14 protein-coding genes are annotated in these 13,222 nt (G+C 68.4%); 8 read left to right on the top strand and 6 right to left on the bottom strand.

The features are described from left to right. Nucleotides 1-24 precede the first annotated feature (24 nt). From MC380_RS10365 to MC380_RS10350, 4 genes are all read right to left on the bottom strand, one after another. Entirely contained in the window at nucleotides 25-537 is a 513-nt protein-coding gene (locus MC380_RS10365; protein WP_242103358.1) for a Slp family lipoprotein, read from the bottom strand. A 29-nt stretch (nucleotides 538-566) separates the two neighbouring features. Further along, nucleotides 567-2,540: a DUF3488 and transglutaminase-like domain-containing protein gene (locus MC380_RS10360; protein ID WP_242164622.1), complete on the bottom strand. Its 1,974-nt coding sequence runs from the start codon at nucleotides 2,538-2,540 to the stop codon at nucleotides 567-569. Then, nucleotides 2,527-3,417 (bottom strand): DUF58 domain-containing protein, encoded by an 891-nt coding sequence (locus MC380_RS10355; RefSeq protein WP_242164888.1) that lies wholly within the window; start codon nucleotides 3,415-3,417, stop codon nucleotides 2,527-2,529. The genes MC380_RS10360 and MC380_RS10355 overlap by 14 nt, the downstream gene beginning before the upstream one ends. Nucleotides 3,418-3,612: 195 nt before the next feature. Continuing rightward, a complete protein-coding gene (locus tag MC380_RS10350; protein ID WP_242103360.1) occupies nucleotides 3,613-4,563 on the bottom strand; it encodes an AAA family ATPase in 951 nt (316 codons plus the stop codon). Nucleotides 4,564-4,606: 43 nt separating this feature from the next. Here MC380_RS10350 and MC380_RS10345 point away from each other — a divergent pair, with 43 nt between their 5' ends. Next, the gene (locus MC380_RS10345; protein WP_242103361.1) at nucleotides 4,607-6,460 is read left to right on the top strand and encodes a glycosyltransferase family 39 protein; all 1,854 of its coding nucleotides are present in this window, start codon (nucleotides 4,607-4,609) and stop codon (nucleotides 6,458-6,460) included. A gap of 12 nt (nucleotides 6,461-6,472) precedes the next feature. Here MC380_RS10345 and MC380_RS10340 read toward each other — a convergent pair whose 3' ends face one another. Then, nucleotides 6,473-7,045 (bottom strand): Maf family nucleotide pyrophosphatase, encoded by a 573-nt coding sequence (locus MC380_RS10340; RefSeq protein WP_242103362.1) that lies wholly within the window; start codon nucleotides 7,043-7,045, stop codon nucleotides 6,473-6,475. 3 nt (nucleotides 7,046-7,048) lie between these two features. After that, nucleotides 7,049-7,402 carry a hypothetical protein gene (locus MC380_RS10335; RefSeq protein ID WP_242103363.1) on the bottom strand — a complete coding sequence of 118 codons (354 nt, stop codon included), beginning with the start codon at nucleotides 7,400-7,402 and terminating at the stop codon, nucleotides 7,049-7,051. A gap of 123 nt (nucleotides 7,403-7,525) precedes the next feature. Between MC380_RS10335 and MC380_RS10330 the strand changes: the two genes are divergently transcribed. The 7 genes from MC380_RS10330 to fabF all read left to right on the top strand — a co-directional run bounded on the left by MC380_RS10330 (nucleotide 7,526) and on the right by fabF (nucleotide 13,173). Continuing rightward, nucleotides 7,526-8,035: a YceD family protein gene (locus tag MC380_RS10330; protein ID WP_242103364.1), complete on the top strand. Its 510-nt coding sequence runs from the start codon at nucleotides 7,526-7,528 to the stop codon at nucleotides 8,033-8,035. 67 nt (nucleotides 8,036-8,102) lie between these two features. Then, a complete protein-coding gene (gene rpmF / locus MC380_RS10325) occupies nucleotides 8,103-8,297 on the top strand; it encodes a 50S ribosomal protein L32 (protein WP_242103365.1) in 195 nt (64 codons plus the stop codon). A gap of 79 nt (nucleotides 8,298-8,376) precedes the next feature. After that, complete coding sequence (locus tag MC380_RS10320; protein ID WP_242103366.1) at nucleotides 8,377-9,372, top strand: beta-ketoacyl-ACP synthase III; 996 nt, start codon at nucleotides 8,377-8,379, stop codon at nucleotides 9,370-9,372. Between the two features lie 229 nt (nucleotides 9,373-9,601). Further along, a complete protein-coding gene (gene fabD / locus MC380_RS10315) occupies nucleotides 9,602-10,549 on the top strand; it encodes an ACP S-malonyltransferase (RefSeq protein WP_242164620.1) in 948 nt (315 codons plus the stop codon). Between the two features lie 94 nt (nucleotides 10,550-10,643). Further along, nucleotides 10,644-11,384 carry a 3-oxoacyl-ACP reductase FabG gene (fabG, locus tag MC380_RS10310; RefSeq protein WP_242103368.1) on the top strand — a complete coding sequence of 247 codons (741 nt, stop codon included), beginning with the start codon at nucleotides 10,644-10,646 and terminating at the stop codon, nucleotides 11,382-11,384. 151 nt (nucleotides 11,385-11,535) lie between these two features. Further along, a complete protein-coding gene (gene acpP, locus MC380_RS10305; RefSeq protein WP_093297108.1) occupies nucleotides 11,536-11,775 on the top strand; it encodes an acyl carrier protein in 240 nt (79 codons plus the stop codon). A gap of 159 nt (nucleotides 11,776-11,934) precedes the next feature. Continuing rightward, nucleotides 11,935-13,173 carry a beta-ketoacyl-ACP synthase II gene (gene fabF / locus MC380_RS10300; protein WP_242164617.1) on the top strand — a complete coding sequence of 413 codons (1,239 nt, stop codon included), beginning with the start codon at nucleotides 11,935-11,937 and terminating at the stop codon, nucleotides 13,171-13,173. The last annotated feature ends 49 nt before the right edge of the window (nucleotides 13,174-13,222 follow it).

Below are 13,222 nucleotides of genomic sequence, written 5' to 3'. Positions count from 1 at the left end.
GCCGGGCTTGGCCCCCGACCGAGGTCACCACCACCAGCCCGGGCCCCAGTCCCAGCCCCACCACGGCCACGGCCGCCCTACCGGATAGCGCGCATCCACTTCGCGCGCCTTCGGCCATAGGTAGATCACGTCGGCCGCCACGCGCGGCTGGCGGTAGTCGTATTGGCCGATCTTGCGCGTTTCGAAGCCGTCGATCCGGCCGAGCACGGTCAGTTCGCGGTTCTTCAGGAAGATCGCAGGGTCGTAGAAGCCCGCCTTGCAGGCGACGAAACGGCCACTGCCGTCATCGGTCATGTCCGACGGGCGACCGTCGGCGTCGAGCGCGCTGCCGATCATCTCGAAACAGGTGCGGTCGGCCAGCGGTTCGGTCGCCACGATGCGTCCACCCCAGCGCACCGGCAGGCCGGGGCGCCCGGCTTCGCGCGCCTGTGCGGGGGTGAGGTCGGTGACTTCGCCCTGCAGCGGCTGCGGCAGGGTCGCGCAGGCCGGTAGCAGCAGTACGGCCAGTACAGGAAACAGGGATCTGGACAGGCTCATCGCCGACTCCGGTAGGCGGTTGTAAGGGTTCACGGGCGATGCCGGCGCAGGTCGCGCACGAGCTGGTGCACCCGGGCGCGCGCATCGTTGCGAGTGCCTCGACCATCAGCGTAGCGCCAATCCGAGAAACGCGCGCTGAGCGCGGCGAGGTCCGCCGCCTGCGGGCGCGCGGCCAGCACGCGCCGCGCCCAGTCGCCGGCGGGTTCGTGCGGCGCGCGGCCCAGGCCGAGCCGTGCATAGCGCTGGCCCAGCCGGTGCCAGGCGCGCAGCAACTGGTCGCGCTCACGCGCCTGGCGCGCGGCAAGCCACAGCATGATCGCCAGCGCCAGCACCGCGGCCACCGAAAACAGCTGCGCGAGCCGGCTGCCGTCCAGGTCGTCCACCCCCAGCGGTTGCAGCAAGGTGCGTTGGCGGGCGGCGTCGAAACCCAGCACGAAGTCGTTCCAGCCGCGCCGTAGCCAGTCGCTGGCGTTCCACACCGGACGCATGGCCTGCAGCCCCCCGAACGCGGGCGCACGATCCTCGATGGTGTCGTAGATGCGCTCGGGCGCCACGGCAGCGGTGGGATCCACCCGCACCCAGCCCCGCGTCGGCAGCCAAGCCTCGGCCCAGGCGTGCGCATCGGAGCGTAGCACCAGCCAATACCCACCGATCGGGTTGCGATAGCCGCCCGCATAGCCGGTGACCACCCGCGCCGGGATCCCGGCTGCGCGCATGAGCACCACGAAGGACGAACTGAAGTGCTCGCAGTAGCCGGCCTTCACGTCGAACAGGAATTCATCGACCGAATGTCGGCCCAGCAGCGGTGTATCCAGGGTGTAGGCGAAATCGGCACGCACCATCTGCAGCGCGCGCTGCACGATCGCCGCGTCCTTTTCCGCCGCGGGAATCCGCGGGTCGGCGTCGACCTCCGCTCGCCACTGCCGCGCCAGCGCCACCGTGCGCGGGTTGTAGCCGGGTGGAAGGTCGAGCGCGATCCAGCGCAGGGTGCGCGCCAGCTGCGGCTCGAATTGCGCAGGCGGCGAGGACTGCAGGCGCCAGCGCGTGAGCGACGACAACGGTCGCGGGCTGTACAGGCCGTAGTCGAGCGAACGCAACACGCCTTCGGGGGGCGATACCGGCAGGTCCAGCGCCACCAGCTGGCGGCGGTCGGTCGGCTCGAGTTCGATCTGGTAATCCCAGCGGGTGTTGCCGCTGCGCACCGGCGCTGCCGGGACGCCGCGCAGCCATTGCGGCTGGGTCCAGGTGCGTCCATCGAAATTCCACAGCACCGGGCCACGCCAGTACATCTGCTCGGGCGCCGGCATCGGGCCGAAGAAGTCCGCGCGCAGGGCCACGGTGTCGTCGGCCATCAGGTCGATCCAGTCGCCAGGCGACATTCGGTCCGACAGGCCCGTGCGTGCGAGCGCGCGCTCGGGCACCCCCCATAGTGGCGCGGCCAAACGTGGGAACAACCAGAACGCCGCCAACGCCAGCGGCAGGCCGATGGCTGCCAGCCGCCAGACCGCGACCAGGCGCCGCCATGGTGGCAGCGGCCGCAATTCGCCAGATTCCAGTTCGGCCAGCCGTTGCAGGGCGGTCAGGGCCAGGCTCACTCCGGCCAGCGCCAGCAGCAGGGACACTGGCCCCTGATCGAGGAGAAAGGTGGCGAAAGGCGCAAACAGACCGAAGCCGAGCAGGCTGCGCGCATCGCGCACGCGCCAGGTTTCGCTGGGCTTGATCGCCAGCATCGCCGCCAGCAGCGCGCAGGCCGTCTCGCGACCGACCCGAAAGCCGGTGGCGGCGAGGGTGGCGCCGATCACCGTCAATGCCAGCAGCAGGCGCAGCGGCGTCGGCACCGGCCGCCGCCATGACAGCGCCCCGGTGCTCAGCGCAGCGAGCGCGATCCCCAGAGCGATCCGGCCGGGCAGCTGCAGCAGCAACGGCAGCAGGCAAGCCGCGCCGGCAGCGAGGGTCCACGCGCGCGTACTGCGATCGAGCAGTGGCGAGTCAGCGCGCGGCATGCGGCATCAGCGCCAGGGCGCGCAGACAGGCGTGACGGTGGGCCGGCCCCGCATCGGGGCCGATTGCGGGCTGTCCCGGCAGCTGCAGGCGGTAACGACGATGCTCACGTTCGGCCTCGTCGACCCAGCGTGCGAGCCGGCTGATCCTTCCTTCGTAGGGCAGGGCGGACAACCCGTTCCAGTCGAGCAGGACTTCGGCATCGCGCGGCTGCTCGTATTCGCGGACCAGCAGCGCATCGCGTCGCGCGGACGGTTTCCACGCGATCGCACGGCGCGGATCGCCGCGGCGGTAGTTGCGCAGGTGGTGCATGTCCTCGCCGGCCGGGTGCAGCCGTGCCTGGCTCTGTTCGCCGATGCCCCGTGGCAGCGCCGGGCCGTTGGCTTCCGGCCTGGGATAGACCAGGAGCGGCGCGTCCGGCCAGACATAGGCCCAGGCCCGGGCCAGGCCCAGCGGGCGACTGGTGGAAACGCGGATGCGCCCAAGCTGCAGCCAGCCGCGTCGCGTCGTCGGCGCCTGCAGGTCGGTTTCGCCGGCGCCGTTCTCAAGTGAAAGCAATGCGCCACATTCTCCCAGTTGCAGCCGCAAACCGCGACGCTCGCGTTCCCGCCGGTCGCCGGCGTGCACGCGCAGCGTGAGAGGTGCGCCGGCCGCCACCGGTTCGGCCGAGATCGCGATGATCTCAAGCCCCACCAGCTGCAGATGCGCCACGAACAGGCTCGCCAGCGCCGCACCGGCCAGCAGCAGCGCCAGCAGCAGCGCAGGGTTGTTGTTGTAGTTCAGGGCGCCCACGCCCATCGCCGTGAGCAGGGCGGCGAAGAACAGGCCGAAAGCGGTGGGCAGCACGTAGATGCGGTGACGGTCGAAGCGTACCGGCAGCGACTCCGGCGTGCGCGGGCGCGCCCAGGCTTCGAAGCGGCGGCGCCATCGGGAGACGCCTCTCGCTGCAGTTGCATCTGGTCTGCCGGTGATTGGATCTGCCACCGTGGTCACCGGATCGGCGCTGGGTCGGCGTGGACATTCATGGCGAGCGCGATGCGCATGCGGCGGGTTGGCAACTGGTGGTGACCGGCTTCAGTCCACCGGCACCGCATGCAGGATCGCCTTGGCCAGCGCCACCGGTTCGGCGTCGCTTTCGGCTACCAGGCGGTGGGCGGCGACGGCGCCGAACAGGGCCTGCACGTCTTCGGGCAATGCGTGATTCCGGCCCAGCAGCAGCGCATAGGCACGCGCGCCGCGCAGCAGCGCGATGCCGGCGCGCGGCGACAGGCCCACGCGCACGCCGGCATGGCGGCGACTGCGGTTGAGCAGGGCCTGGACGTAATCGATGAGCGGATCGCTGGCGTGCACGGCATTGACTGCGTCGCGCAACGCGAGCACGTCTTCCGGACCCAATTGCGGCAGGGATTGCGCGATCAGGTCGCGCCGGTCGGTGCCGGCCAGCAGCGCACGCTCGGCCTCCTCGCCCGGATAACCCAGTTGCAGTCGCAGCAGGAAGCGGTCGAGCTGCGAATCCGGCAACGGATACGTGCCGGCCAGGTCGATCGGATTCTGGGTGGCGATCACGAAGAACGGCGAAGGCAGTCCGTGGGTGCTGCCGTCGACGGTGACCTGGTGCTCGGCCATCGCCTCGAGCAGTGCGCTCTGGGTGCGCGGCGGTGCGCGGTTGATCTCGTCTGCCAGCAGCACGTTGGCGAACACCGGCCCGGGATGGAATTCGAAGCGCCGCGCCTGGGCGTCGTACACCGACACCCCGACGATGTCCGAGGGCAGCAGGTCCGAGGTGAATTGCACGCGCTGGAAACCCAGCCCCAATGTCGCCGCCAGCGCGTGGGCCAATGTGGTCTTGCCCAGGCCGGGAAGATCCTCGATCAGCAGATGCCCGTCCGACAGCAACGCCACGTATGCGAGTCGCACTTCCTGCTGTTTTCCGAGCAGCAGTGAATTGACCTGCGCCTGCGCGCGCGTGAGGGCGGCGCGCAGCTCGTCGGTTAGCATGGTGGCGATCGCTGGGGTCGCGGACATGCGCGCTCCGGTTGCCTTCACCCATCGAGTGTAGCGGGGTTGCATGCGCAATCGCACGGAAGAGCGGGCCAAGTACGCCTTCCTGGCGCTATGGGCGCTGGTGCTGCTGGCCAAGGCGGTGCTCGCCGCGAAGCTGCCGCTGTTCGTGGACGAGGCCTTCTACTGGCAGGAAGGCCAGCATCCGGCTTGGGCGTACTCGGACCTGCCGGGCCTCACTGCGTGGTTGACCCGCATCGGAGTGGAACTGGGCGGGCACGGAACCCTGCCGCTGCGCGCGCCGTTCCTGCTGCTCGCGGCGGCGATTCCCTGGCTGGTGGCAGCAATCACCGCGCGTGAGTTCGGGCGTACAGCCGGCTGGATTGCGGCGACGTTTGCGTTGCTGTTGCCGCTGTCCGGCACCCTCGGCCTGCTGGCGGTTCCCGATGCCGCGATGGTGGTGGCCGCCCTGCTGTGCGTGGACGCGGTGGCGCGGCTGATGCGTGCAGTCAGCGCAGGCGCATCGGTGGAACTGGCGCTCGGGCTCGCCCTGGGTGCGCTGAGCCATTACCGCTTCATCGCCGTCATCGGGGTCGGGCTGCTGGTGCTGCTCTGGATGGCCGAAGGCCGGCGACTGTTGCGCGACCCGCGGGTCCTGATCGCGCTCGCATTGGGCGCTGCGGCGTGGACCCCGTTGATCGCATGGAACATGGAGAACGCCGAAGCAGGTCTGCGTTTCCAGCTGGTCGACCGCCATCCCTGGGCGTTCCACGCCGACGGCGCCTGGTTCCTGGCGATCCAGGCGCTGCTGGTCACTCCGTTGCTGCTCGCCGCCCTGGCGGTCGCCGCGTGGCGGCATCGCCGGGACGCGCAGCCGTTACCGCGCCTGTTCGCCCTGGTGGGGGCACTGATCGTGCTGGGCTTCTTCGTGCTCGGCTTTTTTGCCGACACCGAGCGCGTCAGCTTCCACTGGCCGCTGCCAGGCTACGTGCTGTTGCTGCCACTGCTCCCCGGCGTGCTCGCCAGCTGGCCGCCGGCGTGGCGTCGGGCGACCTATGTGCTGGCCGCGCTCGGGCTGGTATCGATGCTCGGTTACTACGCGGCGGTGTCGGCGCCATCGATCCGGGCACGCTCCGCAGCGGAGAAGTGGTATCCCGGCAATTTCGCCGGCTGGGAGACGCTGGGCCAGGTCGTGCGCGAGATGCGCAGCGGCCTGCCGCGCAACACGTGGATCGTCGCCGACAATTTCAAGATCGGGTCGGAACTGGGCTTCGCGCTGCAAGATCCCAGTCTGCAGGTGCTCGATCATCCGCTCAACCGCAAGCATGGACGCGCGCCCCAGCTGCAACTGTGGGGACTGCACAGTGCCGGTCGCAGCGACTGGGGGCAGACGCCGGTACTGCTGGTGGTGGGGGCCTCTGAAGTTCCGTATCGGGACCTGCTCGCTCGCTACCACTGGCTCTGCGCGCAAGTGGGGCCGTTGCCGGCGCCGCGGGTGGTCAATGTCGACCACGGGCGGCAGCGCTTCCTGCTGTTCGCGCTTGCCGAACGTCAGGCCCCGCGCGACGCTCCGTGCACGGCACCGGCCATGGCCTGGTTCGACACGCCCGTATCCGGCGCCGGCGTGGGGCGCACGTTCGAAGTCGCCGGCTGGGCATTCAAGGATGGCGTGGGACTGAAGCGGGTCGAGGTGCTGCTCGACGGCAAGCCCGTGGCGACCGCGCGTTATGGCCTGCCCAGTCCCGGTACCGCCGCGTACTGGCGGATCTCCACCGATCCGAACCATCCCAACGTAGGCTTCCGTGCCCGCATCGACGCCGCGGCGCTCATCCCCGGGCGCCACTGGCTGGGATTGCGCCTGCACGGACGCGACGGCAGCGTCGAGGACTGGAGCGAGCAGCCGGTCGAAATCCGGCGCTGACGTCCGCGACGATCAGGGCACTGCGAAACCGGCCAGCCGCAGCAGCCGGGCAGTGGCGATCAGCGGGAGCCCGATCAGCGCGGTGGGATCGTCGCTGTGCACGGCGTCGAACAGGGCGATGCCCAGACCCTCGACCTTGAAGCTGCCCGCGCAGTCGAACGGCTGCTCGGCGTCCACGTAGCGTTCGATCTCCGCCAGCGCAAGCGGTCGGAATATCACCCGCGTGACATCCGCCGCCCGGTGCGTGATTGCATCGCGCTGCAGGCACAGCGCGGTGTGGAAGCGCACTTCGTGCCCGGACATGGCCTGCAGCTGCACCACCGCACCGGCCCGGCTGCCGGACTTGCCCAGCGCCTTGCCATCCACTTCTGCCAGCTGGTCGGAGCCGATGACCCAGGCCCCAGGGTGTTGCCGGGCGACCTCGCCAGCCTTGGTCTGGGCCAGGCGGTTGGCGAGGTCGGCAGGGCCTTCGCCGGGCCGCGCGGATTCGTCCACGTCCGGGCGCGCGGTTGCAAATGGCAGGCCGAAACGCTCGAGCAAGGCGCGCCGATACGGTGAGGTCGAAGCCAGGATCAGTGCGGTCATGGGCTAGACGAGGGGGGCGCGGGCGTCGCGGATCCGTGTGAGCTGCTGATCGATCCGCTCGCGCGCCTCCTCCAGCGAGCGCCGGACACTCTCGATCTGGTCGAGGGAGGCTCCATCGCCATGCTGCTGCAGCCACAGGCGCTGGCGCAGCATCTCCTGCATCGCCTCGCGGGTGGGGTTGTCGCCGGTCACCGCCTCGAGTTCGGCACGCGCCGTGCGCAGCCTGGTTTCCAGCGCATCGGCCGCGTCGAGCAGGCGACCGACCGCCTGCCGGCGGCGTCCACCGCGCACCCGGATCAGCACGGCCGCGACCAGTGCCGCGGCCCCCATCAGCAGCAGCAGGACGGCAAGCTTCATGGCCGCAGTCTCGCCCAGCCCGCAGGCAGCGGCAAATTTGTGCGTACGCTCAAGCACTTGGCCACGCCAGGCGGGTCGCACGGTTTGACAGCAGACCGCCCGACCTCTAACATTTTCCGGCTTATGTCCGTTGAAGTCCCCGCAGTCCTCGACGCCTGGCGCATGGTCGCCGCGCGCAGGGGCTTCGAGGGCCGGTTGCCGCTGGCGTCGATGGAACGGCTTCGGGGCAGCCTGGTGGATGCCGAAGGAGAGGTCCGCTTCTCCCTCGAATTCGACCACGATGCGTTGAAGGTGCCCTACGTCGAGCTGAGGATCGATGCCGGCTTGCCGCTGGAATGCCAGCGCAGCCTGCAGAGGTTCGTCTACCCGGTGCAGCTGGTGCAGCGGCTTGGGCTGATCCGCGACGAGGCCGATGAGGCCGCGCTGCCGGAAGGTTACGAACCCCTGCTGGTACCCGAGGACGGCCTGCTGCATCCGGCCGAACTTGTCGAAGACGAGTTGATCCTGGCCCTTCCCACGGTGCCGGTCATGCCCGGCTCCGAGGCGGTCGAACGCGAATGGAGCGCGGACGAAGAGGAAGTACGACGCGCCAATCCGTTTTCGGCGCTGGCCGGCCTCAAACGCGATCCTTGACCCGCGTCCCAGATGCGCGGTTACCAGAACGTTTCACGAATCTACAAAGTTTCACTGGAGCAATCCCATGGCAGTGCAGAAATCCCGCGTCTCCCCGTCCCGTCGCGGCCAGCGCCGCGCGCACGACGCCCTGAGCGCCAAGCAGCTGGCGACCGATCCGACCTCGGGCGAGACCCATCTGCGCCACCACATCACCGCGGACGGCTACTACCGCGGCAAGCAGGTCATCCAGCCCAAGTCCAAGGTCGTCGAAGAGGATTGATCCGCAAGGATCGCCTCGCGCGCTGCGGCGTGATGCCGTAATCGCGTAAAGTCCCACGTCCTTGTCACAGGCGGGCCGCATGAGCGAGCAAAGCTCCATCCCACGCATCTATTCACGGATCGCGGGCACGGGCAGCTATCTGCCGGAAAAAATCCTGACCAACGACGATCTGTCGAAGATCGTCGATACCAGCGACGAATGGATCGCGGCCCGCACCGGCATCCGCCAGCGGCATATCGCCGCCGAGGGCGAGACCACCGGCGACCTGGCCTTTCACGCGTCCGTGCGCGCGCTGGAAGCGGCCGGCGTCCAGGCTTCGGAACTCGACCTGATCGTGCTCGGCACGACCACGCCCGATCTGATCTTCCCATCCACCGCCTGCCTGCTGCAGCATCGGCTGGGTGCGGACGGGTGCGCCGCGTTCGACGTCAACGCGGCCTGCTCGGGCTTCATCTATGCGCTCACGGTCGCGGACAATTTCATCCGGGCGGGCTCCGCGAAGACGGTTCTGGTGGTCGGCTCGGAAACGCTCACCCGCATGGTCGACTGGACCGAGCGCACCACCTGCGTGCTGTTCGGCGACGGCGCCGGCGCCGTGGTGCTCAAGGCCGACGCCGAAACCGGCATCCTCAGCACCCACCTGCATGCCGATGGCGGCAAGAAGGACCTGCTCTGGAATCCGGTTGGCGTGTCGGTGGGGTTCGACGTGGACGAACCCAACGCCGGCGTGCGCATCCGCATGTCAGGCAGCGATGTGTTCAAGTACGCGGTCAAGGCGCTCGACAGCGTGGTCGAGGAAACGCTGGAAGCCAACGGCCTGGATCGCCACGACATCGACTGGCTGATCCCGCACCAGGCCAATCTGCGCATCATCGAGGCCACGGCCAAGCGCCTGGACATGCCGATGGAGCGCGTCGTCGTCACGGTCGACAAGCACGGCAACACGTCTTCGGGCTCGGTGCCGCTGGCGCTCGACGAGGGCGTGCGCTCGGGCAAGATCCAGCGCGGCCAACTCGTGCTGCTCGAAGCGTTTGGCGGCGGATTCACCTGGGGCAGCGCGCTGGTGCGTTACTGAATACCCACAAGGCGGGGTTGTCGCCGTCCGCGGATGCAGCACACCGATCGCGCGTGGGGGGTTGCACCCGCACCACGCGGTAGGCGTGGAAGGCGACGACCATGTGTTCCCCGCAAACGCGGACGTCGGCGGAGCGTTTTCGTGAACCGCGCCGCTCCACATACGCGACGGTACAGACGCCGACCGGGGCGGACTCGTATCATGCGCAGCCCGTCCGTCGAGACTGCCGATGACCGCTTCGTCTTCCCTTGCCTTCGTGTTTCCGGGACAGGGTTCGCAATCCGTCGGGATGCTGGCCGAGTTGGCGGAATTGCATCCTGTAGTGCGCGAGACGTTCCGTGAGGCCTCGGACGGCGCCGGCGTGGATCTGTGGGCGCTTTCGCAGGCCGGCCCGGAAGAGCAGCTCAATCGCACCGAATACACGCAACCTGCATTGCTCGCCGCCGGCGTCGCGGTCTGGCGGACATGGCTGGGGCAGGGCGGTCCCAGGCCGTCGGTACTCGCTGGCCACAGCCTGGGCGAATACAGCGCGCTGGTGGCGGCGGAAGCGCTATCGCTGCGCGACGCCGCGCATCTGGTGCGTATCCGCGGACAGCTGATGCAGGACGCCGCGCCCACGGGCACCGGCGCGATGGCGGCGGTCCTCGGCGCAGACGAAGCGCTGGTGCAGCAAATCTGCGAACAGGCGTCCGAATCGCAGGTCGTGGTTCCGGCCAATTTCAACTCACCCGGGCAGATCGTGATCGGCGGTGACGCCGCGGCCGTGGATCGTGCGCTCGCGCTGCTGGCGCAAGCCGGCGTGCGCAAGGCGGTCAAGCTCGCGGTGAGCGTGCCCTCGCATACGCCCATCATGCGCGAGGCGGCGAATCGACTTTCGGAAACCATGGCAGGAATGTCATGGAGCGAGCCGTCCATTGCGGTCGTGCAGAACGTGGATGCCGAAGTACACGAAGGTGTGCGGGCGATCCGCGATGCGCTGGTGCGCCAGCTCTACCTGCCGGTGCAATGGACCGCTTGCATGCAGGCTCTGGCGGCGCGCGGCGCCACCCGCATCGCCGAGTGCGGCCCCGGAAAGGTGCTGGCCGGTCTGGCCAGGCGCATCGACAAATCGCTGGACGCGCGCGCGATTGGTGAGGTCGGCGATTTCGAAGGAGCGCTGGCGGAATGGCGGACCTGACCGCGTCCCGGGACGCGGATCGGCCCGCTGCGAGGCGGCGCATCCGGCCCGTTCACAAATCTTGCAATGTGTTTCGAGAATCCACGGAGATTGCATGACCACCTTGAGAGGCGAAATCGTATTGGTCACCGGCGCCAGCCGCGGCATCGGCGCGGCGATCGCCGACGAGCTGGCCGCGCTGGGCGCGACGGTGGTCGGGACCGCCACTAGCGCCGCTGGCGCGCAGGCGATCGCCGAGCGCCTGTCGGCCCAGGGGGGACACGGACGCGAACTGAACGTGACCGATGCGGCGGCCATCGAGGCGTTGGTGGATGCGATCGCCAAGGACATCGGACCGATCTCGATCCTGGTCAACAACGCCGGAATCACCCGCGACAACCTGCTGTTGCGGATGAAAGACGAGGACTGGCAGGCGGTCCTGGATACGAATCTGTCCAGCGTCTACCGCACGTCCAAGGCCGTGATGCGCGGCATGATGAAAGCGCGCAAGGGTCGCATCATCAACATCGCCTCGGTGATCGGCGCCACCGGCAACGCGGGCCAGGCCAACTATGCGGCCGCGAAGGCGGGCATCATCGCCTTCAGCAAATCGCTTGCAAAGGAAATCGGATCGCGCGGTGTCACCGTCAACGTGGTCGCGCCCGGATTCATCGCCACCGACATGACCCGCGACCTCCCCGAGGACGTCAAGCAAGGTCTGGTCGGACAGATCGCGCTGGGTCGGCTGGGCGAACCGGCGGATATCGCGCGGGCGGTCGCCTTCCTGGCCGGCCCGGCGGCGGCCTACATCACCGGTGAAACCCTGCATGTCAACGGCGGCATGTACATGGCTTGATCAGGCTGGCCCTGGCAAGGCTGCCGCGGTTGCGTGAAGAATTGGTAAAACGGCGCGTCCGTGCCGGATGCGCCCGCCTGCCGTGTTTCCCTTACACTACGCCCCCAGCGTCACCCCTCGATAGAAGTCTCCCCAGGAGGAGCAAGACCCCATGAGCAGCATCGAAGAACGCGTCAAGAAGATCGTGGTCGAACAACTCGGCGTCAAGGAAGAGGAAGTGACCAACAGCGCTTCGTTCGTCGACGATCTGGGCGCGGATTCGCTCGATACCGTCGAGTTGGTGATGGCGCTCGAGGAAGAGTTCGAGTGCGAGATCCCGGACGAGGAAGCCGAGAAGATCACGTCGGTGCAGCAGGCCATCGACTACGTCAAGGCGCACGTCAAGGCCTGACGACCTGTGCAGCCGCAGCATCGCTGTCGGCTGCCGCGATACCTCCGGGGCCGCGCATGCGGCCTCGCGTGTTTGCGACGATTGCATGCGTGGGCGTATGGCCCAATCTGCATGCGTTCCACAAGCGGATGACGGAAAAACGGCAATGAGGAACCGGGCATGAGCAAGCGTCGCGTCGTGATTACCGGCCTGGGGGTGGTCTCGCCCCTGGGCAACGACCTGGCTTCGAGCTGGGATGGCATCGTCGGCGGCCGCTCGGGCATCGGTCCGATCACCCATTTCGACGCATCGGCATTCCCTACGCGGATCGCCGGAGAGATCAAGGATTTCGATCCGGCAAAGTGGATCGCGCCGAAAGACATCAAGAAGATGGACCCGTTCGTCCACTACGGCGTGGCGGCCGCGCTGATGGCGATCGAGGACGGCGGGCTGCAGATCGCCGAGGCCGATGCTGAACGCATCGGTGTGGCGATCGGCGCGGGAATCGGCGGCCTGCACGGTATCGAGGAAACCACGCTCAAGTACGCCGCCGGCGGGCCGCGCAAGATTTCGCCGTTCTACGTGCCGAGCACGATCATCAACATGATCGCCGGCCAGGTGTCGATCATGACCGGGGCCAAGGGTCCGAACATCGCCGCCGTGACCGCCTGCACCACGGCCACCCACAATATCGGTCTTGCGATGCGCATGATCCAGTATGGCGAGGCCGACGCGATGATCGCCGGTGGCGCAGAGTACGCGACCACGCCCACCTCGGTCGGCGGCTTCTGTGCGATGAAGGCGCTATCCACCCGCAACGACGAGCCGGCCAAGGCCTCGCGCCCGTGGGACGAGGAGCGCGACGGCTTCGTGATGGGCGACGGCGCCGGCATCGTGGTGCTGGAGGAATACGAGCGCGCGAAGGCGCGGGGCGCCCGCATCTACTGCGAACTCGCTGGTTTCGGCATGAGCGGTGATGCCTACCATATGACTGCGCCCAGCGAGAACGGCGAAGGGGCCGCGCGCTGCATGGCCAACGCGATCCGCGATGCCGCGATCGACCCTGCCGCGATCGGCTACATCAACGCCCACGGCACCTCGACACCGGCCGGCGACCTGGCCGAGACCATGGCGGTCAAGCGCGCCCTGGGCGAGGCCGCGAAGTCGGTGATGGTCAGTTCCACCAAGTCCATGACCGGCCATCTGCTGGGCGCGGCAGGTGGCGTCGAAGCGGTGTTCTCGGCGATGGCGCTGCATACCGGCATCATCCCGCCGACGATCAACCTCGACCATCCCTCCGCAGGCTGCGATCTCGACTACGTTCCACACACTGCGCGTCAGCAGCAGGTGGACATCGCGATGTCGAACTCGTTCGGTTTCGGCGGCACCAACGGCACGCTGGTGTTCCGGCGGGTCTGAAGTCGTCCGCTTCTGTAGGAGCGGCGTCAGCCGCGAGCGCCTTGCAATG

Origin of the sequence: Lysobacter sp. M15 (assembly GCF_022662515.1) — a bacterium.
Lineage (GTDB): Bacteria > Pseudomonadota > Gammaproteobacteria > Xanthomonadales > Xanthomonadaceae > JAKPBU01.
The sequence above is the reverse complement of the archived record's forward strand: the minus strand, read 5'-3'. Positions and strand labels throughout refer to the sequence as shown.